Source organism: Methylobacterium gregans (assembly GCF_022179245.1).
Taxonomy (GTDB): Bacteria; Pseudomonadota; Alphaproteobacteria; order Rhizobiales; family Beijerinckiaceae; genus Methylobacterium; species Methylobacterium gregans.
Window position 1 is genome coordinate 25,977 of the sequence record NZ_BPQM01000122.1, and the last position, 21,816, is coordinate 47,792.

Annotated in this window: 18 protein-coding genes and 1 pseudogene; 4 read left to right on the top strand and 15 right to left on the bottom strand. The window is 68.2% G+C overall.

The window, feature by feature from the left end:
• Positions 1 to 14: 14 nt before the first annotated feature.
• The 4 genes from MFF54_RS21335 to MFF54_RS21350 all read right to left on the bottom strand — a co-directional run bounded on the left by MFF54_RS21335 (position 15) and on the right by MFF54_RS21350 (position 3,813).
• On the bottom strand, positions 15 to 680 hold the full coding sequence (locus tag MFF54_RS21335) for an ankyrin repeat domain-containing protein (RefSeq protein WP_238306070.1): 666 nt from the start codon (positions 678 to 680) through the stop codon (positions 15 to 17).
• 490 nt (positions 681 to 1,170) lie between these two features.
• Positions 1,171 to 2,838: a DUF3987 domain-containing protein gene (locus MFF54_RS21340; protein WP_238306071.1), complete on the bottom strand. Its 1,668-nt coding sequence runs from the start codon at positions 2,836 to 2,838 to the stop codon at positions 1,171 to 1,173.
• A gap of 169 nt (positions 2,839 to 3,007) precedes the next feature.
• Positions 3,008 to 3,208: a hypothetical protein gene (locus tag MFF54_RS21345; RefSeq protein ID WP_238306072.1), complete on the bottom strand. Its 201-nt coding sequence runs from the start codon at positions 3,206 to 3,208 to the stop codon at positions 3,008 to 3,010.
• Positions 3,205 to 3,813 (bottom strand): DUF6338 family protein, encoded by a 609-nt coding sequence (locus tag MFF54_RS21350; protein WP_238306077.1) that lies wholly within the window; start codon positions 3,811 to 3,813, stop codon positions 3,205 to 3,207. The genes MFF54_RS21345 and MFF54_RS21350 overlap by 4 nt, the downstream gene beginning before the upstream one ends.
• Before the next feature lie 390 nt (positions 3,814 to 4,203).
• Between MFF54_RS21350 and MFF54_RS21355 the strand changes: the two genes are divergently transcribed.
• The gene (locus MFF54_RS21355; protein ID WP_238306078.1) at positions 4,204 to 5,109 is read left to right on the top strand and encodes a hypothetical protein; all 906 of its coding nucleotides are present in this window, start codon (positions 4,204 to 4,206) and stop codon (positions 5,107 to 5,109) included.
• 343 nt (positions 5,110 to 5,452) lie between these two features.
• On the opposite strand, the gene MFF54_RS21360 is transcribed toward MFF54_RS21355, so the two are convergent.
• The 4 genes from MFF54_RS21360 to MFF54_RS21375 all read right to left on the bottom strand — a co-directional run bounded on the left by MFF54_RS21360 (position 5,453) and on the right by MFF54_RS21375 (position 10,315).
• Positions 5,453 to 6,622: a hypothetical protein gene (locus MFF54_RS21360; RefSeq protein ID WP_238306079.1), complete on the bottom strand. Its 1,170-nt coding sequence runs from the start codon at positions 6,620 to 6,622 to the stop codon at positions 5,453 to 5,455.
• Complete coding sequence (locus tag MFF54_RS21365; protein ID WP_238306087.1) at positions 6,619 to 7,674, bottom strand: TniQ family protein; 1,056 nt, start codon at positions 7,672 to 7,674, stop codon at positions 6,619 to 6,621. The genes MFF54_RS21360 and MFF54_RS21365 overlap by 4 nt, the downstream gene beginning before the upstream one ends.
• Before the next feature lie 7 nt (positions 7,675 to 7,681).
• Positions 7,682 to 8,584: a TniB family NTP-binding protein gene (locus MFF54_RS21370; protein ID WP_238306096.1), complete on the bottom strand. Its 903-nt coding sequence runs from the start codon at positions 8,582 to 8,584 to the stop codon at positions 7,682 to 7,684.
• Between the two features lie 453 nt (positions 8,585 to 9,037).
• The gene (locus tag MFF54_RS21375; protein WP_165081256.1) at positions 9,038 to 10,315 is read right to left on the bottom strand and encodes a hypothetical protein; all 1,278 of its coding nucleotides are present in this window, start codon (positions 10,313 to 10,315) and stop codon (positions 9,038 to 9,040) included.
• Between the two features lie 385 nt (positions 10,316 to 10,700).
• Here MFF54_RS21375 and MFF54_RS21380 point away from each other — a divergent pair, with 385 nt between their 5' ends.
• Positions 10,701 to 11,885, top strand: a complete 1,185-nt coding sequence (locus MFF54_RS21380) for an RNA-guided endonuclease InsQ/TnpB family protein (RefSeq protein WP_206289445.1) — start codon at positions 10,701 to 10,703, stop codon at positions 11,883 to 11,885.
• Positions 11,886 to 12,067: 182 nt separating this feature from the next.
• Here the strand turns inward: MFF54_RS21380 and MFF54_RS21385 are convergent, their stop codons facing one another.
• From MFF54_RS21385 to MFF54_RS21395, 3 genes are all read right to left on the bottom strand, one after another.
• Positions 12,068 to 13,189, bottom strand: a complete 1,122-nt coding sequence (locus tag MFF54_RS21385; protein WP_165081260.1) for a hypothetical protein — start codon at positions 13,187 to 13,189, stop codon at positions 12,068 to 12,070.
• 186 nt (positions 13,190 to 13,375) lie between these two features.
• Positions 13,376 to 15,274 carry a TnsB C-terminal domain-containing protein gene (locus MFF54_RS21390; RefSeq protein WP_165081262.1) on the bottom strand — a complete coding sequence of 633 codons (1,899 nt, stop codon included), beginning with the start codon at positions 15,272 to 15,274 and terminating at the stop codon, positions 13,376 to 13,378.
• Positions 15,172 to 15,930, bottom strand: a complete 759-nt coding sequence (locus MFF54_RS21395) for a TnsA endonuclease N-terminal domain-containing protein (RefSeq protein ID WP_238306104.1) — start codon at positions 15,928 to 15,930, stop codon at positions 15,172 to 15,174. Before MFF54_RS21395 ends, MFF54_RS21390 begins: the two co-directional genes overlap by 103 nt.
• Before the next feature lie 331 nt (positions 15,931 to 16,261).
• Here MFF54_RS21395 and MFF54_RS21400 point away from each other — a divergent pair.
• A pseudogene (locus MFF54_RS21400) lies at positions 16,262 to 16,978 on the top strand (ATP-binding protein); the annotation flags it as partial.
• 5 nt (positions 16,979 to 16,983) lie between these two features.
• Here MFF54_RS21400 and MFF54_RS21405 read toward each other — a convergent pair.
• From MFF54_RS21405 to MFF54_RS21420, 4 genes are all read right to left on the bottom strand, one after another.
• The gene (locus tag MFF54_RS21405) at positions 16,984 to 17,406 is read right to left on the bottom strand and encodes a hypothetical protein (RefSeq protein ID WP_238306107.1); all 423 of its coding nucleotides are present in this window, start codon (positions 17,404 to 17,406) and stop codon (positions 16,984 to 16,986) included.
• A 166-nt stretch (positions 17,407 to 17,572) separates the two neighbouring features.
• On the bottom strand, positions 17,573 to 17,959 hold the full coding sequence (locus MFF54_RS21410) for a hypothetical protein (RefSeq protein WP_238306110.1): 387 nt from the start codon (positions 17,957 to 17,959) through the stop codon (positions 17,573 to 17,575).
• A gap of 113 nt (positions 17,960 to 18,072) precedes the next feature.
• The gene (locus MFF54_RS21415) at positions 18,073 to 19,938 is read right to left on the bottom strand and encodes a methylmalonyl-CoA mutase subunit beta (RefSeq protein ID WP_238306112.1); all 1,866 of its coding nucleotides are present in this window, start codon (positions 19,936 to 19,938) and stop codon (positions 18,073 to 18,075) included.
• Positions 19,939 to 20,058: 120 nt separating this feature from the next.
• Positions 20,059 to 20,862, bottom strand: a complete 804-nt coding sequence (locus tag MFF54_RS21420; RefSeq protein WP_238306114.1) for an undecaprenyl-diphosphate phosphatase — start codon at positions 20,860 to 20,862, stop codon at positions 20,059 to 20,061.
• Between the two features lie 238 nt (positions 20,863 to 21,100).
• Between MFF54_RS21420 and MFF54_RS21425 the strand changes: the two genes are divergently transcribed.
• Positions 21,101 to 21,793: a glutathione S-transferase family protein gene (locus tag MFF54_RS21425; protein ID WP_238306116.1), complete on the top strand. Its 693-nt coding sequence runs from the start codon at positions 21,101 to 21,103 to the stop codon at positions 21,791 to 21,793.
• Positions 21,794 to 21,816 lie beyond the last annotated feature (23 nt).

The following is a 21,816-nucleotide window of genomic DNA, read 5'->3' on the forward strand; positions in this document are numbered from 1 at the left end:
CGCTCGATCGCGCATCACACGAAGCCTTCTTCGACGAGGCGTGCGCCGGCGGACGTGATCTCGTGCCGCTGTCCTGAGCCTTCGACGACCCTGCACCAGCTCTTGGAGTCTAGGCGCGCATTCGCACCGTCCGCGACCAGTCTGTAGGCGAAGCCTCCGTACATGCCTGGCACGGCGAACCAGGCCGGTTCTGCGTCCAGGGGTGTTTCCAGGAGGTGCGCAATCTCAGGCAGGCGTAGCCGTGCATTGCGAACGAGGTCGTCGGCGCGGCCCCGGATCACGGTATGGAAGTGGTCCTGGATCTTGCGCAGCACGCCGAAGGGGACGCGCGACTCTCGCACGGGCTCCAAGATCGCCATGAGCCGGTTGTGGCCAAGGCGCTCGGCGACATCGACCGCGCGCTCGCCTCGGGCGTTCTCCAGCGTCCGCCAGGCCCCCAGGTGGATCAGAGCTTCGCAGACCTCCCGAGGCGCATTCCCGTGCGCAGCCTGATGGAGAGGCGCGTACAACGATTGCCCGTCGGGTCGCGTGGTGTTGGCGAGTGATGGATCCGCCTCGATGAGAGAGAGGAGCTTCGTCCAATCATAGCTCTTCGCGGCATCGGCGAGCGCGTGCCGGCGAGCGGCATGGTCCTCATGGAGAACCTGCCGTGCTGTGATGCCGTCCCAGACAACCGACACTCACCGGACCCCTGTGTGGCAGCGACATGCCACCTTCTGAGGGTGACGGATGCGCCTGATGGCGACCTGAAGTTTCAGGCCGCGGTCGTGATCACGCAATTGCGAGCGCGCAACACCGGGAGCGCATCGTGCGTCGAGACCGACGATGGCGTGGCCGGGCGGGGTTGCTTCTGTCTATCGTCCGAAGCCGCAAACCTGCACGACTACGCGGAGTGGGACTAAGCTACGATCACAGCCCGCGTCGCGGCCTTGTTTAAGGGGGCGGCGCTGTTCTGGCAGGCTCCGCCTCCACCTGCTCAGAACGCGTAGGGAGGGCGACATCCCGACCGCCTCTGCGTCCTGCCACCCCGACCAATTGTCAGGACTGTCGGTTTCGTCGAACCGCTCCGCATCGTGGCGATGGAGAAAAAGGGTACGACAGACGGGCAGGTTTCGGGCCTGTCCGTCTGCTGTGCTCTGAAAATAGGGCCGGTAGCGACGAAAGCCCGGCTCAGGCGGCTTCCTCAGTCGGCTCGGCTTGGGGAGCGGTGTCCGCGGCCGTGGGTTCCTGCGGGAAGATCACCCGGGCGTTGACGCGATACTCCTCGCGCTCACGGCCCTTGGTCGTGCCCTCCCGCTCGGGCTTCCAGTAGAGCAGGCCGGCCTCGACGAGGATGGCGCAGGCGTCCTTGCGGAGCCGGGTGTTCGCGAGCCGTCCGCTCGCGACGCGCTGGAGTTGCCGCCCGGTGAAGCAATCGCGCCAGTCGCGTTCGCGCAGGATCGCGAGCACGGCGCGGGCATCGGCCTCTCCATCGCCCACCGTCGCCGTCTGCCGCACCCGCTTGGCCTGCTCCAGGAAGTAGACCTTCATCAGGTGGATCGCCTTGGCCATGCGGGCGGCGTCGATCGTCGTCGGCGGGTCCGTGTCCTCCGCACCGCCGCTCCACTGCAGGAATGTGAGCACGGCGCTGAGGCGTAGGGCCTGGCCGGGGGCTTTGTTGAGCGTCGAGGCGTACCACGCGCTCTTGCCCCGGGCGTCGTCCATCATCTGCTGGCCGAAGGTCTGAAGGAGGTCGGTCGCCTCTGAGGACACCGCGACTTCGTCGGGCCGGTCCTTCACGCGCGTCGTCATGTCGTCGATCGCGATCAGCGCCGCGCGGGCCCGGTCGTCGTCAGCCTGCTCGTGCGCGTCGGACTTGCGCGGTATCCGGAAGCTGGTCGGGCCGTCGGGCCACATCCACAGGAAGCGATGGGCGAGGCCGTCGTCGGACTTCGTCAGGAAGTCGCGCAGCGGGTCTGGCTGGACGCTGCCGATGACGCCGATCGATAGGTGCGGGATCTCGACCGGAGCGCGCACGCCGTTCTTGAGGTCGCCGCCCTTACGGATCACGGTGTAGGGGTCGCCGTCGTAGGCCTTCAACCAGAACGGCCGGTCGGCGCTGACGCCTTTGGCGCGGTACCGGTCGAAGCCACCGAACCAGCCGGCGAGCTCGTCGGAGAATTGCAGCAGCCCGCGCGGCGATCCCGCGGCCGTCGTGATCAGCCCCTCGGTCGTAGCGTCGACGACGTGCAGGACGGGCATCACCGGAGCAGCCGGGATCTCGGCGTCCTCGGGCCACTCGGGCGGCGGCTTGTCCTGGGCGAGCGCCTCTTCGACGGCGCGCCGCCACGCCTTGTCCTTGAGGTCGGCGACGACGGCCTTCAGGCGATGGGCCGGACCCTCGCCGTCGATGGTGGCGGCACGCTTGGCCTCGATCTGGTTGATCAGACGACGCACCGGGCGCATGCCGGGGCTCTTGGCGGTCGAGGGATTGCCGACGAGACCGACCCACAGCACGCTCGGGTGTTCCCAGACGCCCTCGACGTTGGGCCAGCGCACATTGCCGAGTAGCGCGCCGACGGTCGCGAGCAGGGTGCCGGCGGTGTAGTCGACCGGGGCGTTGGCGGCCCGAGCCGATTGCTCGACCCAGGTCTGCCAGAAGGGGCCGAGCACCTCGACCGGAAATCGGGGGGCGTCGTCGAAGCTGGTCCTCAGCAGCGACGTGTCCGGATCGGCCCAGCGGGACTTCGTCGGCTTCGCGCTGGCTTGTTCCTGGAACGCCGCCTTCAACGCCTCCTGCTGCGCATGGGCGTCCCCCGGCTCGGGGTTCTCGTTGGCGGGGTCGTGGGGCTCGGACATCGGGCGGTCCTGTCGTTCTTGTGCGAACCCAAGACGCCGAACCAAACCTAATAGAGCCCTGTCGTACCCGTTTTCCCCAGGACGACAGGGCTATCATTGCAGAGGCATGCTGAAGATGCCCTTGTTTGCGATGATGAATGAAGTCGTACGATTGTCGTTCGACAGCGCACTACTTCTTGGCCGGCGGCTTCACACCGCTGCCGCCGCTGGGCGGCTTGGGTGCGCCGGAGCCTGTCGGCTGATGGCCGGCCCCCGGATTGTTCGGCGTGTAGACGGGCTGGTGACCGCGATCGATCTTGCCGGGCTGATGCCCGTCCTGGGTGATGCGCGGCCCGCTCGAACCGCCGGACGATTTGGGCTTGTCGCTCATGTGACGCTCCAGAAATTGACGTAGCGAATTTCCTTGGCCGGGATCAAAACGCCCCGGACCGGCTCCAATCTTGTCCAGGGACTGCCGTCATCGGGCACGTCCCACAATTCTTGGATGTAGATGTCGCGCTCGCCCGGATCGGACGACGCGAAGGATCGATTTCCGAAGATGCCGGTCGCTGTCGATCCGTCAGCGAGCGTCACCATGATGAAGGTGTCGTTGTTGCAGCGGCTGAACCGCCAATCCCAGGAATTCGGGGTACTGTGGACCGGCCGCATGCCGAGCTTATGGGCGAGACGCCGGATCCACTCGTACTGAGCGCTGACGCCGAGCACCATTCCGAACACGGCTGGGCCGACCGCAATGAGGACCACCCAGCATAGGTTCTTTGCCGGTCCACTCGGCATGATGACGATGCCTTCGATCAGCGGAAGCGTCAGGCCGTAGTAGACGATCGTCAGCGCAAGGTGGGCGAGACCGTCCTCGGACAGCTTACCCATCCGGCCCGTGATGAAGCGCGAACGAACGTAGGTGATGATCAAGCCCGGCACGATGAAGGCGATGATCAGCTGGACATTGGCCAGCCCTTTCATATCCGGCATCATCGTGCCCCGGGCGTCCGCTGCTTCTGCGCTCCAGCTTTCATCCCAACGAGGATGTACGATGTCTGTTCCTGATAAGAACCGCCTTCGTTCCAATTTGGGACGCTCATCTGGGCAGCGCTCGGCGGTATGCCAAGCACGTTCACATCCCAACGGCCGCTGAAATGATCAGGTGGACTGCGGGCCGGTTGTCTGTGCCTGTGATGAGCGCGCCAGATACGTGGCTTGATCCCTTCCTGCCTCGATCCCGTCGTGGTTCACTCACGGAAAGGGAAGGGGGAAGCCATGATCGGATGGCGTCCGGGCGGTGAGACCTGTCCGGTCTGCGGGGGCAAGGGACGAGGTTCGGCCTCCTACCCAGCTGCGATCTGCCGGACGTGCGAAGGACGCCTCGTGGATTGGGCCGGTCGGCCGGTCGATCTCGCGAACACGTCCCTCCTCGGGGCCGACATCCAAGTGTCGAATGGCGATGATGTCATCGTCGATGGCGACACGCCGATCTTCGTCGACGGCATAGCCTGCTGGGCGCGCGAGGCACGCTTCGGCGGCGTCGTGGTCCAACCTGCCGCCGCCTGGCTCAAGCCGCCGTCTACGATCGGGGAAAAGGTCAGCCCCAAGACGCTGGCTGCGTTCGGGTACGACGGGCGGGCAGTGCTGGATTTCCTGATCGCCGCATCCCCGTGGGGATCGATCGATCAAGCGATCGCGTCGCTGTCGCTCTTCGCGCATCCGGACGTGATCGCGGCGACCGGACGCCGAGCGATCTTCCGCACGGTACGGGGTCGGACGGCCGACCGGGGCACGATCACGGACGGCGTGATGGTCGACGACAATGCGAGCCCGGCGGCCGCCTTCGAGTGGAGCACGGGTTTGAAACGCGCGACGACACGCGATCTGACCTGCTGCCACCTCTACGCGAGTTCGAGCGACCCGGAGGCCTACACGGACCTCCGCAACATCTTCTACGCGCCGAGCTTCATCGCGAAGCTGACCGACAGCCAAGCTCGGTCGCTTCCGGAGGTGCATGCCCTCCACGTTCTGCGGTACCGCGCATTCGCCCTGCACGGCTACTGTGGGCCGGGCAGCATGGTCCGACCACCGAAGCCACAGAACTACGACGGCCTTGAATGGGCCGAACCGGCGGGCGCGAGCATGACCGCGGAACAAGTGGAGGCCACGTTTCGGGCTCGGCTGGTCCAAAAGCCGAAAGACCGGATCACCAAATCGGTCGCCCGATGCGGCTGGGTGTTCTCAGGCGGCCGCCCGGACGCACAGGTGGTCTACGACGGGCGTCTCTGACTTGCGCCGATCGCTCTCGGCCGGCGTAGGTCTCCCCCGAGGTGGTCGGCGACAGCGGCCTCGGACCCCGTGGCCGCCTCGCCCAACGTAGGAATGGGCTGGCCCCTGATTCACTCTGACTCAGGGGTGACGTCGCCGGAGCCTCTTGCATTGCCGTCGTGGGATGCCACCTTCGACGCCGTGATGGACTGCAGTGGAGACACGGCGGACCATCATTGCATCCCAGCCTGTTGAAAAGTGGATGGCCGACGGTTCGTGCTTTGACGTCGGCATGAGAAAGCGTCACCGGGGACGTCCGAGGCTAGTCGGGCGTTACCCGGTGATCGCGTCCATTCCATTTCCATCAGGGCCTCTTTGCCTGATCTTTGGCCTTGCCGGTCAGGTGGTAGGCGATGGCAGCCTCTGACAGGGGCTGGTGTCCGTGCCGGCCGGGGAACGCCCAGGGGCCGGGTCGACTGCTCCAACCCGATGTCCATCTGGCCCAGCGCAGGAACGTGCTGGCGAACGGTTCTTCGAGGGCGATCGCCTCGGCCGCCGGCCACAGTGTGACGGTGTTGCTGGTGACCAAGATCTCGTCACGCCGAAGCGTGAGGACGCGGGTGATCGGCAGGGCGTAGATCCGGGCCAGGAGCATGATGACCATGGCCCGTGCCTCACCGGAGCTGCGCGGCTTCTCCAGGCGCTTGCGCCACGCTTTGATCTCGGCGCGCAGCCGCTTCTCTTGGGCGACCGGACCGAGACGGCGCGGCTTGGGCGAGATCAGGGCCGGCCCGCCCTGGGTGGTGACGAAGCTGAGAAAGCCCTGGAGCGCGGCCCGGTGCCCTGGGCTTTTGCGCAGCGCACGTGCGAGGTGGCGCTGGCTCAAGTCGCCGAGCGGGGCGTCGCCGAGTTCGGCGAGGAGGGCGAGGGCGGCCGTGAGCGCGGTCCGCTGGGTGATCGGCTTCCTGTTCCGGGCCGCGAGGCTGTCGCGGTACCGGCGCAGCAGGGGCGCGTGCGGGCTGTCCCGATGCGCTGTCAGGATCGCGTCGACCCGCTCGTTCTCGATCAGGACCTGGAGCCGGGCCCGGTCCCAGTCGAGCACGCCGACGTCGCTCATGAAGGCGATCAGGGGTGCGACGCGTCGTGTGCCCTCTGCGCCGATCGCGGCGTGGAGCGCGTCGGTGGTGAGACGGTCGGGATTTGGGGCCGTGATCGCAATCCGACGGCAGGCGTCTGCCGCCCGGGCGATGCGCTCGGTGGCGAGGCCGTTGTCGAGTGGGATACGGCCGCTCTCGCAGAAGGCGATGAACATCCCGGACATCCAGCGGATCGGGATCGTTGCGGCCTCCTCGGCGATCTGGCGCTCGGAACGGCGGCGCTGGCTGCAGGGGTAGCAGGGGGCGTGGCCGCTGCCGGGTATGACGGCCTGACAGATCGGGCAGGCGTGGGTAATTCCGACCGAGCAGGGGAAGCAGATCCGGTCGTCCGCCATCACGGGGCGATGGCGGCGACAGATGCGGCAGGTCGCCCTCATCGGCGCGGATCCGTGGCGGCGAGCAGGCGGGTGGCCCGCACGCGCCGGTACCCGGCGCGGTTCTGCCGGCGCAGACGCTTGAGGACGCGATCCTGGAGCACGGGGACGAAGGTTCGATCGCGGGCGAACCCTTCGGGCAGGCGCAGGATCTGGAGTGCGAGGTCGCCGGGCTGCGCGACTTTGCGGAAGCTGCGCTGGGTGAGTCCGGCGCTGCCGGCGGCGACGAAGAAGCGGTTCGGCCAGTCACTGAGCCAGTGACCGACGGTCTCGAGGATGACGGCGCGATTGCCGGCCCGCATTCTCTCGAACCGGCCTGCTGAGATCGCGGCCGCGTCGAGCCCGAGGGCGGCGCGCAAGGCGGGCAGCACATCGGGATGCCGGGCCACTGTCACCAGCGCACGCAATCCGGAAAAGGCGTCATCCCCTTCCCAGGGCCCGACTGTCGTACCCGGGTCGTTCGCGAGCACAGCGAGCAGGCGGGCCTGCAAGTCGAGCGCGGCCGGCGGGACCACCGCGGGATGCGGATCGCGATGCGCGAGATCGAGCCCGCACGCGTGGCAGGCATCCAATCGCCAGCGGTAGCTGCGATGGGGCACGATGGCGGCCTCACAATGGGGGCAGGCATCGCGGAGCAGCGTCATGCAGCTCGGGCAGGCGAGCACGAAGCTGTAGCGCCACGCTCGCCGCACGTACGGCTCCCCGTCTGCCAAGCATCGCGGGCAGATCTGAACCGCGTGCCGCACCCGTGTGCGGTGAAAAATCCCGGCGGACAGGATTAGCGGCGTATCGCCCGATCCCCGGCCGAACCGGCGGCGCAGGGCATCGAGCGTCATCGCCTGCACCCGTTCGAGGGTGAGACCGGCGCGGCCCGCGAGGTCGGCGAGCCAGGCGGTTTCCTCGCCGCGGTCGAGATCGCGGTTCCAGACCGGTCGGTCCGGCCACCATTGGGCAGCGAACACGGTTGGTGGCAGGCGGTGCCTGAACGCGGCGCGCGCGAGATACGAGCTCAGGATCTCGTCGTCGTAGGGGGCTGAGGGCAGGGGCCAGCGCATGGCACCCTCAGCCGGCTACGCGACGCCGTTCCCCGCCATACGGCAACCGCGACGCGGCCTCGAGGAGCGCCAGATCGACCCTAGGCTTGCCGGCCTCGATCGCGGTCTCGGTGGCTCGCTGGATCACCCGCACGACCCGGCCGACGGTGCCTTCGGACACATTGAACAGGGCCGTCAGGGGCTCCTTGTCGGCGAGGTTCGAGGGCTCGGGCAGTGGCAAAAGCCGCTCGTAGCTCGCCACGAACGAGCGAAATTCCTGGTTCAATCGCCAGCGCGGCAACACGAACGGCTCGAAGCGGTTGGCGGTCTGCTCGTCGGTCTTGAGCGCGGCTTCGGCGTCGCGTGTTCCCGCCGCGACGATGGGAAGACGCAGGCGGTTGCTCAGGCTTTTGAGCAGGAGCAGCCGGTCGCGCTGGGCGCGCGGGGGCAGGCGCGTGATGTTGTGCAACTCATCGATCATCAGCATGCGCACCGCGAGCTGATCGAGGATTGCGCAGGTGTAGCGCATCAGGTTCTCGCTTCGCCGGGGCGGCGCGCAGCGCAAGCGTTCCAGGATCGCTTCCCAGAACAGGGCCTCGTTGGCCTCCTTCGGCATCTCGATGAGGACGACCGAGAGTGGCCGATGACCGGTCAGCCCGTCGGGCTCGCGCAGGCGCACCGGATCGCCGTGACGGGCGGCGAAGGTCTCCAGGATGGTGCTCTTGCCGTTGTTGCTGTCCCCGATCAGCAGGCAGTTTTCCATCCGCCGGGCCCTGGCGTGGTGGAGGATGCTCTCCAGCCGATCCATCGCCGCCGTTGCCGCCGGGTAGCCGATCCACTGATCGGACTGGACGAACGCGATCCGCTCCTGGCGCGAGCGGTCCACGAGGAGCCGGACATCCGGCTGGAGGTGGGGATAGCGCTCGGACATCGACAGCCTCGCAGATCGAGTTCCTGTTTTGTTCTAATCTGGGACGCTGATCAACGGGCTGGGGCGCGCTGTCCTCAGGCCTGTGGAGCGCTGTGGAGAACGGGGACAGGCGCTCGGGCGGTGGGTGTCACCCTTCGGCGGCGTCCAAGCACCTGCGCAGAATGAGCGATAGCGGTTGCGCAGAATTGGCAATGGGCGTGTCGCCCCGGCAGGGGCTGGGACCCAACTTGAACTGGCGGAGCGATGTCCATGGCAGGGCGAGGTTCTCGGCGGCGACCGCGCCGCTATCGAGAAACATTGGGTTCTCGTAGCCGGTGCCGCCGCAATCGGTGCAGTCGACGATGGCTTCCTTGCCATGCGCGTCGACGTGACCGCGCTCATAGCGGTACCAGTCCGTGACGATTTCTCAATTGCCCTGACAGGTCTAGTACCACATTTGATCGGCCTCGTCTTTCAAATCTGGTTTGCGGCGGGCGTGATCCCGATTTGGCGGAGTGCGGCTTGGTGGGCGGCCATCATTGCCGTCTCGGCCGGAAGCGAGGTGACCTCGCGATTGAGCCGAGCAACGAACGCTGAGGTCTCGCGATCCTCTCGCCTCCGCCGGTACGCGGTGTGCAGATCGCTCTCGTGGTGCTTCTGGACCGCGGTTTGTGCGACTGCGAGGCAAGCGCGCTCGGCGTCCGTCGGTTCATGTGCTTGAAAGGCGATGGCATAGGCGACTTTGGCCGCGCCCTCGCATGCGTTTTGAAGGATGAGCAACCGATCGTAGAGCGCTGCGAGATGGGGATTGAGGTCTTCGCGGGGGTAGAACGTCATCAGGTCGATGACATCGGGTTCCCCGTGCTCACAGCGCGGTCGCGTCACACGACCGATGCGCTCGACGTCGAACTGCCCGCTGATCAGGCTCTCCCAGCAGAAAGCGTTGTCGGCCGGCGTTTCGCCGACGCGCCCGTGGATCAGGCCTTCGGGGATCGCGATGGCGATTGCCCCGGACGTTGAGGTACAGTCGGAAAACAGCCGTGCCATCATGGCGATCTCTCCGAGGCGCTCGATCAAGATCTGCGGCGGGGCTTTGGCCCGGTTCATGAACCGCGCCATGGCGTGGACGCTGAGGTGAACCTGCGGATTGTACTGCGTGACGTGATAGAACCCCCGTTCCTGCTTGTAGGTCAGGCCGCACAGCGAGACGCCCAGATTGCCTCTGCGAACGAGCGTTTCCGCTTCGATCCAGACATCGATCTGACGCTGGACTTTCTTGAGGGTCCGCATCGTCGCGATGGTCTCCTCGCTTGCGACCGTTTGCAACTTCGACAGAAGGTTGCCGTAGCATCGCTCGACGAACTCGATGCTGGCTTTCCGATGCCGGAAGAACAGCCCTAGAGCGAGGCTGCCGATCTCTCCTAGGGGTTCTGTGAAGGCGGCAGATTGATCAAATATCTGGCGCTGGAGACGCTCGCAGAAATTCTGGCAGGCGTGTTCGGAGGTATAGGTCGTGGGGTGCGGACGTGCGATATCGCCGAACCCCCGGCATGTGGACCGGCGGGCCATGTCGAACTCCAATGGGATATGAGGATTTTGGTGTCGCGGGCAGCTCGGACACGCTGCAGCGGCGTTGGTGGGACAGGCCGCCTGGGCAAAGGTCCGAAGGAACCTGATGTAGGGGTGCTCGGGCCCAAAGTGGATGATTTCGTCGTTGGTGAGGTGCACGAGGTCCGAAAACGTTGCGTGCATCGCGGCCTCGGCATCCTAGGTCGTCGGGCAGGCGGCCCCACGCGACGGGGCGCTGGATCTGACCGCGCCGTTCCGGGCGCGCATTGGCGATGGCGATCGCGCCCTCGTGGGTGGTGTTCCACAAGGTGCATTTATCGTCGCGGTCCGTGGGGGCTGCGTCGCCCGCACGGTGGAAGAGGATCAGCGGCGGTGGGCGCGGACGAACCGGGCGATCTTTACGTCGCCCCAGTCAGCCATGGCGTCGAAGGCGGCATGGATCGCAGCCTCGGCTTCGTGGAACAGCGCAATCTGTTACTTGATGGGAGCGAAAGGCCCCGGCGTTTACGCCGGGGATGAAAGCGTTCGCGGCGTTGTTGCGCGCGGAACGAGCATCTAGGCTCCAACCATGACGTTCGCGGCGGGCTACCGGTACCGGTTCGACCCGACGCCTGAGCAAGCTGACTTGCTCCGGCGCACCTTCGGGTGCGTGCGCGTCGTCTACAACCGCGCGCTCTACGAACGCGAGACGGCTTGGCGGGAGCGCCGCGAGCGCATCCCGTTCAAGGTGATGTCGCGCTGGCTGCCGGTTTGGAAGGCTGAGTGGCCGTGGCTCGCCGAGGTCTCGTCGGTACCGGTGCAGCAGACGCTCCGGCACTTGGAGGCGGGCTACGTCCGCTTCTTCCAGCGGCTCGGGGGAAAGCCGCGGTTTAAGTCACGGCGCGATCCGCAAGCGGCGACGTTCATGAAGACGGGGTTCCGCTGGCGCGATGGCGAGCTTACGCTTGCGCTGATGAATCAGCCCCTGGCGATCCGCTGGTCGCGGGAACTGCCGAGCGCGCCCTCATCCGTGACGATCTCGCTCGATGCAGCGGGCCGCTGGCACGTGACGTTTCGGGTCGAGGTCGAGCCCGAGCCTGCGCCGGAGCCGCTGCGACCGGCGATCGGCATCGATCTTGGTCTGATGAGGCTCGCTGTCTCCTCGGACGGCGCGTCTGTGGCCAACCCGCGCTGGCTGCGCCAGCGCCAGCATCGTCTCCGCCGGGCGCAACGCGTTCTCGCCCGTAAGAAGAAAGGCTCGAAGAATCGGGAGAAGGCTCGGCGCGCGGTCGCGCGCCTTCACGCCCGCGTCGCCGACGCGCGGCGTGACCATCATCACAAGCTCTCGACGCGGTGGATCCGCGAGAACCAAGCGATCCATGTCGAGACGCTGAGCCTGCGCGGGCTCGCCCGCACGCGGCTCGCGCGCTCGCTCTACGACGCAGCCTGGGGCTCGCTGCTCGCGATGCTCCGGTACAAGGCGGCGTGGTACGTGCGGGACCTCGTCGCCATCGACCGCTTCTACCCGAGCACGCGCGCGTGCTCGTGTTGCGGCACCGTCGGTCCGAAACGGGCGCTGCACGTCCGGACCTGGACGTGCGACGCCTGCGGCGTCACGCACGACCGCGACGTGAACGCGTCGCACAATATCCTGGCCGCGGGGCACGCGGTCAGGGCCGGGGCACACCCTCGGCGATCGCCTGTGGAGGGGACGTCAGACGCAACGGGCTTAGCCCGGTGCGCATCCTCTGTGAAACAGGAACTTGCGGCGTGAGCCGCAGGAATCCTCGACCTTTAGGTCGGGGAGGTTCTGTCAATTGGCTTTCACGCGATCGAAGTTGATGAGGGGGCCGTCTTCGGTTGAGCGGGCATGGCGGAGCGTTCGGCCGCCATCCGCATGGCCCACAGGAGCGGCGGAGTGTCGACGTCGATCGCTGAGAGACGTGCTCAGGGGCCTTACGGGTCGACCCCGTGCCGTTTGACCCGCGCGCCGGCGGTAAAGCCGGGCTCGTGCGGGCCGTAGACGTTGAGGCTCGAACCGGCGACCTTGCAGTCCATCAACGCGCGGCGCAGGGCGACGATCATCGCGCACATCGGGTCCGGATCGCCATCGGCGACGATCCAAAGGAAAGCGAGGTCGGCTTCGGCGAGAAGGCCGAAACTGTCGATTCCATGCCGATAGAGCGCTTTGGCCCAGGCTGGTTCCGGATCTGCGTCGGTCCACCGGCCTCGTGACAGGATCGACCGTTCGCGATGCCAATCCACCCCCATCGGCACAATTGGTTGGTGGTGGGAACGATAGGGAAGCCGATAGAGCTCGGGCCCGTCCGCGTGTTCGGCCCGAAGCTGGTCGGCGTCGTGGTCGATGAGGTGTTCGATCCCGGCTCGGGTTTTGGCTCTGAACCGGCGACGCGCATCCTCGGGTGTATCGGCGAGGAACGCCATGACGTCCGCGTACGTCCCGAGCCCCTCGGCCTGTAACGCCGGGCCGAGCCATGATCGGCCCAGCGATCGGTTCCCGAACGCCTGAGATCCGAAGTTGGGCGGCAGAGGGCGTTGATCGCCGACGTCGTCCTCGTCCAGAGATGGCTCCGGGTTCACCTGGAAAGCCGAGATGCAGCGGCGTTGCTCGTCGAGGCTCAATCCGAGCGCGTCACGGGTCACCGCGGCCATGCGAGCCAGATCTCCGAGCGTCTTCAGACCGGCCATCTTCAGCGTGGCGGTGGAGCCCGCCGACAGGCCGGCGTCACGCAAGGGAACTGCGTCCAGGCGCGCGAAGTCGTCTGCGGTCAGCGTGTCCGAGGGCGGGCAACGGACCGTCACCAGCGACAGGCACTGCGCGATCCATCCGAATGCGTCGAACGTCGCGCCTGGGAGGCTCAAGATCTCCTCGGGCAGGAGCTGCACGAGATCGGCGAGCGTGTGGACCTCCCACGTCGCCAAGACCTGGCGGACCTCTGGCCTGCCGAAGTACCCAGGGAGCGGGTGGCGGCGCATCCGCAGGACATCCTGCTGGCTGAGATGCGGATAGAGGGACCACGCAGACCGGAGATCGGGCGGCAGGTCGTAGAACGGCATGATGGCCTCGTGGGTGCGACGGGAGCGCTGACTGACGGTGGCCGCTTCACCACACTGCGCCAATGCAACGCTGTGTCAGGACTGGCCGGCAAGACTGAGGGCGTCACTGATGCAGTGACCATCGGCGATCCGGCCGATCGAGTACGGGTCCGACGACGGCCGAAAAACGGTTCGTCGCACCCTACGTCAGCGCTGAAATTCCGCTGGCTCGATGTCGCCGTAGATGATCGGAGGCGTATCGAAGAGCCCGTCTTCCTCGCGTAGGCTCGGCGTGCTCGGCTGCGGTTCCTGCACGGCCGATGCTGCCGGGGCGGGCTTCACCCGCGTAGCACGATGAAACTCACGGCGGGCCGCCTTGGTCTTGGCTCGCGCTTCCTCGGCATAACCCTCCCGGCGCGCGATGGCCTTGAACAGCGCGTCCTCATCGACGTCGAGAACGCCCTGGCGTTTGAGTTCCGCCTTTGCGGCCTTGATCTGCCACAGGCTGACCGACGGGTGGCTGAGATCGCGATACGGGATCGCGAAGTATCGCTGGATCTCCGGGTCCCAGAACCAGATCCGGCTGACGTCGCGGGGATCCCGGCGGAATTCGAACTGTCGCGGCCGCTTCGGATCGTTCGGATCGGTCGCGCCGGCCCAGCGATACAGGACCTCGTCCTGGTAGCCGATCTTGTCCATCTCGACGCCGTAGCGCTGGATCGTGCGCTCGAGGCACGGCGTGAAGTCGAGCCGGAGCTTCTCCGCGTCGGCGATCTTTTCCGGCAACCCCGCCCCGGGTTGGATCCCGTCGCCCAGTAGACCGACTTGCCACCTGCGCCGCGGTGTCATCGCGATCTCGCTGTGCAGGCGCATGTGATAGGTCGTGGTGAGAAAGTCGACGAGGTACCGCTCGACCTCACCGAGGGTCATGCTGGCCATGCCCTCGGAATTGTAGCCCTCGCGCTGGCGCGTGTTCGAGAACGTCGCGCCGTCGAGCTTGCGCACCTCGTTGGCGGTCGTCCCCATCAGGCGCTCGATGTGACCGCCGTAGTGGGGGGTCTTCACCGGCCGGAAATCGAGGTCGATGCCCCAGTCCCGGCACGCTCGCGCGAGCAGCTTGCCGCGAAACTCCTTGGCGTTGTCCGCCATCACCTTCGCCAAGCGTCCGTAGACCGGCCACTCGCCGGGCACGCCGAGCGCCTCCAGCACCGACCCCTTGGGCAGCATGCTCATGGACAGGCACAGGCCGACCGCGTTGGCGTTCGGTCGCTCCATCGACAGGTGGTAGCCCGTGACCATGCGCGAATACACGTCGATCGCGAGCGTCAGCCACGGTCGACCCATCGGCAGCCGCGTCGTCTCCTCGACCACGATCACGTCGACCTGCGTGTGATCGATCTGGATCACCGCCAACGGCTTGTCCGCGCCCGGAAAATGCCCGCGAACCGGCTTGCCGAGGTTGTCCGCCTTCGCCTTCTGACCGCGCCGGCGCAAAACGAGTTGCGGATGCAGCGCCGCGATACGCGCCCGTACCGTATTCTTACCCGGCACTGGCAGCTTCGCCTGGCGGCAGGCGGCCTCGACCTTCTCGATGATGTCGGAGGGCTTCAGCTTCTGCCGCGTCAGGAACGCGTCCTCGATCGCGCCAGCGATCACCGCCTCGACCTCCGGCGACAGCGATGTCCGCCCCGGCGGGCGGCCCGCCGTCGTCGGGGCCAGGGCCGAGAGGTGCCCCGAGTGGCTGTAGTCCGAGAGCCAGCGGTAGATCGTGCTCGGATCGACACCCGCCCGGGCCGCGACCGCCTCGACCTCGGCGCGCGGGATGATGCCGCGGTCCACCAACGGCTTGATGATCGCCCAGCGCTGCTCGGCGACCGCCCACGCCTTGTCCGAGATGTCGCTCGCCCGGCGCTGCTTCTCGGCTGGCCCGTCTGTATCCGGCTGCACCGCCTCGATATCGGCGACCTTGAGCCGCTTGCGCTCCCCCGTCGCGACGTTCTCGCCTAGGACGCTGTCGAGATCGATCTCATGGGTGATGCGATACGTCGCCGCTCCGCAGCGGACCTCACAAGAGGGCGCAAGGCGTATGAATGCGGATCGCTCCATGTCGTGGCCTCGTCCTCGGCGACCCAGATCGGGGTGTTCATGGTAAGTTCCAGGGTAAGATCAGCCTCGATCCGACCCTGCGCAAGTAAGCGCCACAGGTGCGGGAGCGCCTGCAGGCGGCTGTGCTCGTCGCAGAAGCTCGCGAGCAGCACGATCTCGGGCGTGGCCTCCTCGTAGGCCATCAGCGTCGCGATCAGCGTCTCCTCGAACCCGTCGTGCTCCGCGCGCCGGAGGTACGGGCGCAGGAACGTCACGTTGGCGAGCAACGGCGTGCGAATCTCTCGCTCTGTCAGAATCTTGAACGTCGCCCCCTGCTCGCGCGCATGGGCGCGCGCCGCCAGGAACGCCGGCTTCAGGCGCGGCCACTGCGCGATCAGGTCCGCCCGGTACTTCACCTCGTAGATCATCGGCGTCGCCGCGGCGGTCGAGGGCTGGGCCGCATTCGGCCCGACGAAGTCGACGGCCACGTCGGGTGTGTACCGGCGGGGCTTGTGGGTGACCGGATCGCGGAAGGGGATCGTGATGGGTTGCCCGCGCACCCGCTGGGCTGAGGGCATGAAGTCCAGGATCGTCAGGAGGTCGCGTTCGAGCGTGCTCTCATGGGCGATCGACGCGCCCTTTACCTGAACCATGCCGCGGACCGAGCGGTGGCCCATGCCGATGGTGCGCGCCGGCGCGCTGGCGTGCGCGGAGGCCGTCGATGTCGCGAAGGGCGCGAGCGGTGCGGCTGGCGTGGGCGAATCGCTTCGCGCCGAAGATTTCGGGGACTGACGTGGCATGCGCGGGAGTGTCCCGAAGCGGAGGAAGCATGGAAAGGGAGGCGGGATCGCGAAAAATCGGCGGGCTCGGCGCGGCCGTGTGAGGCGGCGAAATCCGGTCGCGGAATTTCCCGGAAAAGGCGATCCAGTCGCGGAATTTATGGGTGTAGAGTCTTGGGTTTTTGGGGTAGAAACTCTGTTAAAGCGTTGTTTTTGCTATTTTCGATTTGCAGTGTTTGGTGGAAGTGACAGGGGCCTGGGCGCCCGGCCGGGCGAGGCCTCGCTGGCGCACGGGGGCGTGCTGTTCCTCGACGAGCTGCCCGAATTCACGCCGCAGGTGCTGGACTCGCTGCGCCAGCCCCTGGAGACCGGGGAGATCATGATCGCGCGGGCGAACCACCGGGTGCTCTACCCGGCCCGCTTCCAGCTGGTCGCCGCGATGAATCCCTGCCGCTGCGGGCAGGCGCTGGAGCCGGGCTACGCCTGCCGCCGCGGCCCGAACGCGCGCTGCATGGCCCAGTACGGCGCCCGCATCTCCGGCCCGCTCCTCGATCGGATCGACCTGCGCATCGAGGTGCCGGCGGTGAGCGCGGCGGACCTGATCCTGCCGCCGCCGGAGGAGGGCTCGGCCGAGGCCGCCGCCCGGGTCGCGGCGGCGCGCCAGCGCCAGGGCGATCGCTACGCCGCGCGGGGCCTGTCGCCGGCCACCACGAACGCGACCTGCCCGGCGACGCTGATCGAGGAGGTGGCGCGGCCAGACGCCGAGGGCGCGGCGCTGATCCGCAGCGCGGCCGAATCCCTGCGCCTGTCGGCCCGCGGCTTCCACCGGACCCTGCGCCTCGCCCGGACGCTCGCCGATCTCGACGGCGAGGCGACGGTCCGCCGGCTGCATCTGGCCGAGGCCCTGTCCTATCGCGGACGGGCCGAGCGGCCCGAGGCGGCCTGAGCGCCCTACGGCTCGCCCGCGTCCTCGGCCGGGGCCTTCTCGGCGGGCGGCTCGGCGCTCGCGACCGCCTTGCGCTCCAGCAAGGGCTGGACGCGGGCGGCGAGCTGCTGATCGAGGTGGCGGGCATACGCGCCCTTGAAGTAGCGGTCGCCGGTGCCGGGGCCGTAGGCGCGGTCGTGGGCCAGGACCATCGCGTCGACCTCAGGGCGGCACAGGAAGCCGATCACTCCGGCGGCCTGGTACCAGCGCCCGGCCCGGGCGTGGTTCATGGCGCCCGGATTGGCCATCACGGTCTCGGCGAAGCAGTCGGTGGCGGCCTGGCGCAGCGGGGCGAGGACAGCCTCGGCGTCGGCCTTCGCGCGGGGGCGGGCTTCCGCAGCGGAGACGAGGGCGAGAACGGCGAGGGAACCGAGAAGCGCGGTCTTCATGCGGGAGGTCTCGCGGGGCGTCGGACAGCCCGGACTCTCCCATTCGATTGCGACCGGAACAGGGCTCCGGCCGACGCGGCGCAACATTCCGGACAGGCGCCGAGCGGCCCGTCTTCACGCCGCGAGCAAGTGCGACGTTCCGCCGCAAGCGGCGGTTGGAACCGTCTCAGCCGCGGCGTTCGGCGTTCCAGCGGCCGCGGCACTGGCTGCCGCCGGAGGCGGTCCAGGTCCCGCTGCCGTAACCGTCCTTGGCGAGGCGGCCGACCACGTTGGCGCTGCCGAGCGCGTTCGAGATGGTGGCCCGCACCTGACCGTTCGGGGCGACGCGGCCGCTCACCTGGAAATCGCCGCCCGGATAGCTCGCCTCGCCCCGGTTGATGCGCACGCCGTAGCGGTAGGCCCGGTCGCAGGCGCCCGATTCGGTAACGACCTCGATGCTCCAGTTGCCATCGAAGCGGTCCGGCACCTGGGCCGACCGGCGTGCCGCGTCGGCCGAGCCGATGCCTGCTGCGGCGAGCGTCAGGGTGGCTGCGGCGAGGACGAGGTGCTTCATCGCGGGTGTCCGACTGCTCCGTGCGGGCCCCACGCGCGACGCGCACGGAGCTTGGCTTGAAACTCGTCAGACCGGCTTCGGTTGCGCGCGGGCCGTGCGGCCGGCCGCCGCCCTCAGCTCTGCACCGCGCGCCGCAAGGCCTCGTTGAGGAAGGCCAGGAGGTCGCCACCGGCCTGGAGGAAGCCGTCGACGCCGGCCGCCCTCAGCGCGTCCGGATCGGCCGGCTTGCCGGCGAGGTAGACCGTGCCGGCCCCCGCCTCCTTCAGGGCGCGGGCCGCCGCGACGGCGCGCTCGGCATAGACCGCGTCCGACGAGCAGAGGCAGGCGACCCGCGCGCCCGAGGCCCGGAAGCCCTCGGCGAGGGCCGCCTCGTCCGCGAAGCCGTCGTTCGACAGGGCCTCGATGCCGCCCGCCGCGAAGGCGTTGGCCGCGAAGGTGGCGCGGGTGTTGAAGGCCGAGAGGGCGCCGAGATTGGCCAGGAACACGGCCGGGCGGGCGCCCGACTTGGCGAGCACCGCGTCGGAGGCGTCGCGGAGCGCCTCGAAGGGCTCGGCGAGGCGGCCCGAGGGCAGGGGATCGCAGGCCACCGCCGAGCCGGTGCCGAAATCGGAGGCCGGCGGGACCACGGCGGGGGCGACGTCCAGCACCGCCACGGGCTTCTCGGCGAGGTGCGGGAACTCGGTCGCGCCGGTCAGCGGCTCGCGGCGGGTGGCGACGTTGCGGGCCCGGGTCTCGCGCACTGCCTCGATGCGGCGCTGCAGCTTGCCCACGCTGAGCGAGGCCACGATGCCGCCCTCGCGCTCGATCGCCTGGAAGGCCTCCCAGGCCTTCTCGGTCAGCTCGGCGGTCAGCGCCTCGAACCCGCCCGCACCCGCCGCCGGGTCGGAGACGCGGGCGAGGCCGGATTCCTCCAGCAGCACGATCTGGCTGTTGCGGGCGACGCGTCGGGCGAAGGCGTCGGGCAGGCCGAGCGCCTGGGTGTAGGGCAGGGCCGCCACGCTGTCGGCGCCGCCGAGACCGGCGGCGGACGTCGCCATGGTGGTGCGCAGGATGTTCACGAACGGGTCGCGCCGGGTCATCATTCGCCACGCGGTCTCGGCGTGGAGGCGCAGCGGCTTCGGGTCGAGCCCGCAGGCCTGCTCGACACGGGCCCAGAGCCGGCGCATGGCGCGGAACTTGGCGAGGCCGAGGAACTCGTCGGCGTCGGCGGCGAGCAGCACGGCGACCGCGTCCCGGGCTCGCTCCAGCGTGTGCCCCTCGGATTCGAGCGCGCGCAGGTAGGTGACGGCGGTGGCCAGCACCGCGGCGAGCTCGTCGACCTCGCCCGCGCCGCCCTCGTGGTAGGGCCGCCCGTCCGCCAGCAGCGCCCGGCCGCGGAAGCCCGCGGCGTCGAAATCGCGGAGCGTCGCGCCGAGCTTCGGCACGATGTCGGACCAGATCGCGCCGAGGCTGCCGGTCGCGGCGAGCTTGCCGACGGGGTCGATGCCGAGATCGAGATCGAGCGCGGCGAGATCCTCGCCGCGCCGCTCGGCCAAGCCCTTGATCAGGCCGGCGGCTTCCAGCGCCTGCCCGCCCGCCTCCAGCCGCAGGGCGATGAGGGGGAGCATCACGCCCTTGAGCGCCGCGTCGAGGTCGTCCACGCTCGCGGCAGTGAGGCCGTAGCCGCGGGCGGTCGGCGCCGCCGCGAAGACCAGGGTGAGCCCGTCCGCGCCGCCCTCGAGGTCGGTCAGCGCCTGCGCGTTGGCGGCGGTCAGGTCCGGATGGTCGACCCGCTGCACGACGCGCCAGGGGCCGGGCGCGCGCACCGGCTGGGCCGCGGGCTCCGCCGGGTCGTAGAGAGGCTCGATGCGCAGGCCGTCCGCACTCTTCGAGACGAGGCGCTTCTCGAAATCCGCGCCCTTGAGCACGCCCTCGACGAGGCCGAGCCAGCGCGCGCGGGTGGCGGGCTCGAAAAGGTCGGCGAGCGGTCTGTCTTCCATGCGCGTCGGGCCCTGCGAATCCTCAGGCCGGCGGTTACACCCGCCCGTTCTCGTCACCTGCCCTCGCACACCCGCGAAAGCGTGGCAATCGTCCGATCGGCCGAGACGGCGCAGGGGATCTCAACCCAGGATGATAAGCCCCGCGAAGCCGAGCGCGCCCACGATGATGCGCCACCACGCGAACAGCCAGAAGCCGTGGCGGGAGACGTAGTCGAGCACCGTGCGCACCACGATCAGCGCGGCGAAGAAGGCGACCACGAAGCCGATCACGATGAGGCCGGTGTCGTTGGCGCTGAGGTTCTTGTAGTTGTCGAGCAGGTCCTTGGCGAAGGCGCCCGCCATGGTCGGCATGGCGAGGTAGAACGAGAACTCGGTGGCCGAGCGCTTGTCCGCCCCCATCAGCATCGCGCCCACGATCGTGGCGCCCGAGCGCGAGACGCCCGGGATCATGGCCAGGCACTGAAACGCGCCGATCTTCAGGGCCATCGGCAGGCTGAAATCGTAGACGTCGGTCTTCTCCACCTCCAGGTCGGTGTCGTCGAGGACGAGGAGGACGAGACCGCCCGCCACCAGGGTGGCGCAGACGATCCAGGGATTGAACAGGTAGGCCTTGATCACCTTCGAGAAGAGGCCGCCGATGATCGCGGCCGGCAGGAAGGCCAGCAGGATCGCCAGCACGAAGCGGCGCGCGTTCGGATCGCGCGGGAGTGCGAGGGCGACGCCGAGAAGCCGCCGGAAATACACCGCCAGGATCGCCAGGATGGCGCCGAGCTGGATCAGCACCTCGAAGGTGTTGTTGGGCGAGTGGAAGCCGATGAAGTGCCCGACGAGGAGTTGGTGGCCGGTTGAGGAGACCGGAATGAACTCGGTGGCGCCCTCGACGAGAGCGAGCACGACCGCCTTCGCGATGCTCATCGCATCCATGTCTGTCCGCCTCGATTATCCGGTGAGCGGGCACGCATAGCCCGAAAGAGTGGGCGGCCGCCAAGATCCAGAACAAGACCTAGGGAACGGCCGCCAAGGTTGACGGGCAGTTACCGGAGAGAGGCCGGCGTGTTAAGGGGTCGGCAACGATCGGGCCATATCTCATCATCCTGCCCGGTCCCGCGAAGTTCTCGTGCGGTGCGTCCGGCCGGCACTCCGCCCGTTTTGAACGGCCTCGATGGCGACGCTCTATCACTTTCCCTTCTGCGCCAATTCCCGCTTCATCCGGCTCGTGCTCGCCGAGATGGGCATGGAACCGGTGCTCTCCGAGGAGAAGCCCTGGGAGCGGCGCGACGAGTTCCTGATGCTCAACCCCGCCGGCCAGACGCCGGTGCTGCTGGAGCAGAGCGGGCTCGTCGTGCCGGGCGCCGGGATCATCGCCGAGTATCTCGACGAGACCCGGGGGCTCGGCCTCACGGGCCGGCGGATGATGCCGGAGACCACCGCCGACCGGGTCGAGGTGCGCCGCCTGCTCGAGTGGTTCCTCGTCAAGTTCGACCAGGAGGTGACGGGCTACCTCGTCACCGAGAAGATCTCGAAGCGCTTCATGTCGAGCCGGGACGGGGGCGGGGCGCCGGACATGAACGCGATCCGGGCGGCGCGGATCAATGTCGGCTACCATCTCAAGTACATCGGCTACCTGATGGCCCGGCGCCGCTGGATCGCGGGCGACCACCTGACCTACGCGGATCTCGCGGCGGCCGCGCACCTCTCCTGCGTCGATTATCTCGGCGACGTGCCCTGGGACGACGACGAGACCGCGCGCGACTGGTACGCCCGGGTGAAGTCGCGTCCGTCGTTCCGCAGCCTGCTCGCCGACCGGGTGCCGGGCATGCCGCCGGCAGCACACTACGCGGATCTGGATTTCTGAAGAACCACCGCCCGTCCACCCCA

What these genes read in the sequence shown, in the direction of transcription:
- MFF54_RS21340 (WP_238306071.1), bottom strand. Translation starts at nt 2,838, where the DNA reads ATGTCCGAGCCCCACGACCCCGCCAACGAGAACCCCGAGCCGGGGGAC.
- MFF54_RS21345 (WP_238306072.1), bottom strand. Translation starts at nt 3,208, where the DNA reads ATGAGCGACAAGCCCAAATCGTCCGGCGGTTCGAGCGGGCCGCGCATC.
- MFF54_RS21350 (WP_238306077.1), bottom strand. Translation starts at nt 3,813, where the DNA reads ATGATGCCGGATATGAAAGGGCTGGCCAATGTCCAGCTGATCATCGCC.
- MFF54_RS21360 (WP_238306079.1), bottom strand. Translation starts at nt 6,622, where the DNA reads ATGAGGGCGACCTGCCGCATCTGTCGCCGCCATCGCCCCGTGATGGCG.
- MFF54_RS21365 (WP_238306087.1), bottom strand. Translation starts at nt 7,674, where the DNA reads ATGCGCTGGCCCCTGCCCTCAGCCCCCTACGACGACGAGATCCTGAGC.
- MFF54_RS21370 (WP_238306096.1), bottom strand. Translation starts at nt 8,584, where the DNA reads ATGTCCGAGCGCTATCCCCACCTCCAGCCGGATGTCCGGCTCCTCGTG.
- MFF54_RS21375 (WP_165081256.1), bottom strand. Translation starts at nt 10,315, where the DNA reads ATGCACGCAACGTTTTCGGACCTCGTGCACCTCACCAACGACGAAATC.
- MFF54_RS21380 (WP_206289445.1), top strand. Translation starts at nt 10,701, where the DNA reads ATGACGTTCGCGGCGGGCTACCGGTACCGGTTCGACCCGACGCCTGAG.
- MFF54_RS21385 (WP_165081260.1), bottom strand. Translation starts at nt 13,189, where the DNA reads ATGCCGTTCTACGACCTGCCGCCCGATCTCCGGTCTGCGTGGTCCCTC.
- MFF54_RS21390 (WP_165081262.1), bottom strand. Translation starts at nt 15,274, where the DNA reads ATGGAGCGATCCGCATTCATACGCCTTGCGCCCTCTTGTGAGGTCCGC.
- MFF54_RS21395 (WP_238306104.1), bottom strand. Translation starts at nt 15,930, where the DNA reads ATGGGCCACCGCTCGGTCCGCGGCATGGTTCAGGTAAAGGGCGCGTCG.
- MFF54_RS21405 (WP_238306107.1), bottom strand. Translation starts at nt 17,406, where the DNA reads ATGAAGACCGCGCTTCTCGGTTCCCTCGCCGTTCTCGCCCTCGTCTCC.
- MFF54_RS21410 (WP_238306110.1), bottom strand. Translation starts at nt 17,959, where the DNA reads ATGAAGCACCTCGTCCTCGCCGCAGCCACCCTGACGCTCGCCGCAGCA.
- MFF54_RS21415 (WP_238306112.1), bottom strand. Translation starts at nt 19,938, where the DNA reads ATGGAAGACAGACCGCTCGCCGACCTTTTCGAGCCCGCCACCCGCGCG.
- MFF54_RS21420 (WP_238306114.1), bottom strand. Translation starts at nt 20,862, where the DNA reads ATGGATGCGATGAGCATCGCGAAGGCGGTCGTGCTCGCTCTCGTCGAG.
- MFF54_RS21425 (WP_238306116.1), top strand. Translation starts at nt 21,101, where the DNA reads ATGGCGACGCTCTATCACTTTCCCTTCTGCGCCAATTCCCGCTTCATC.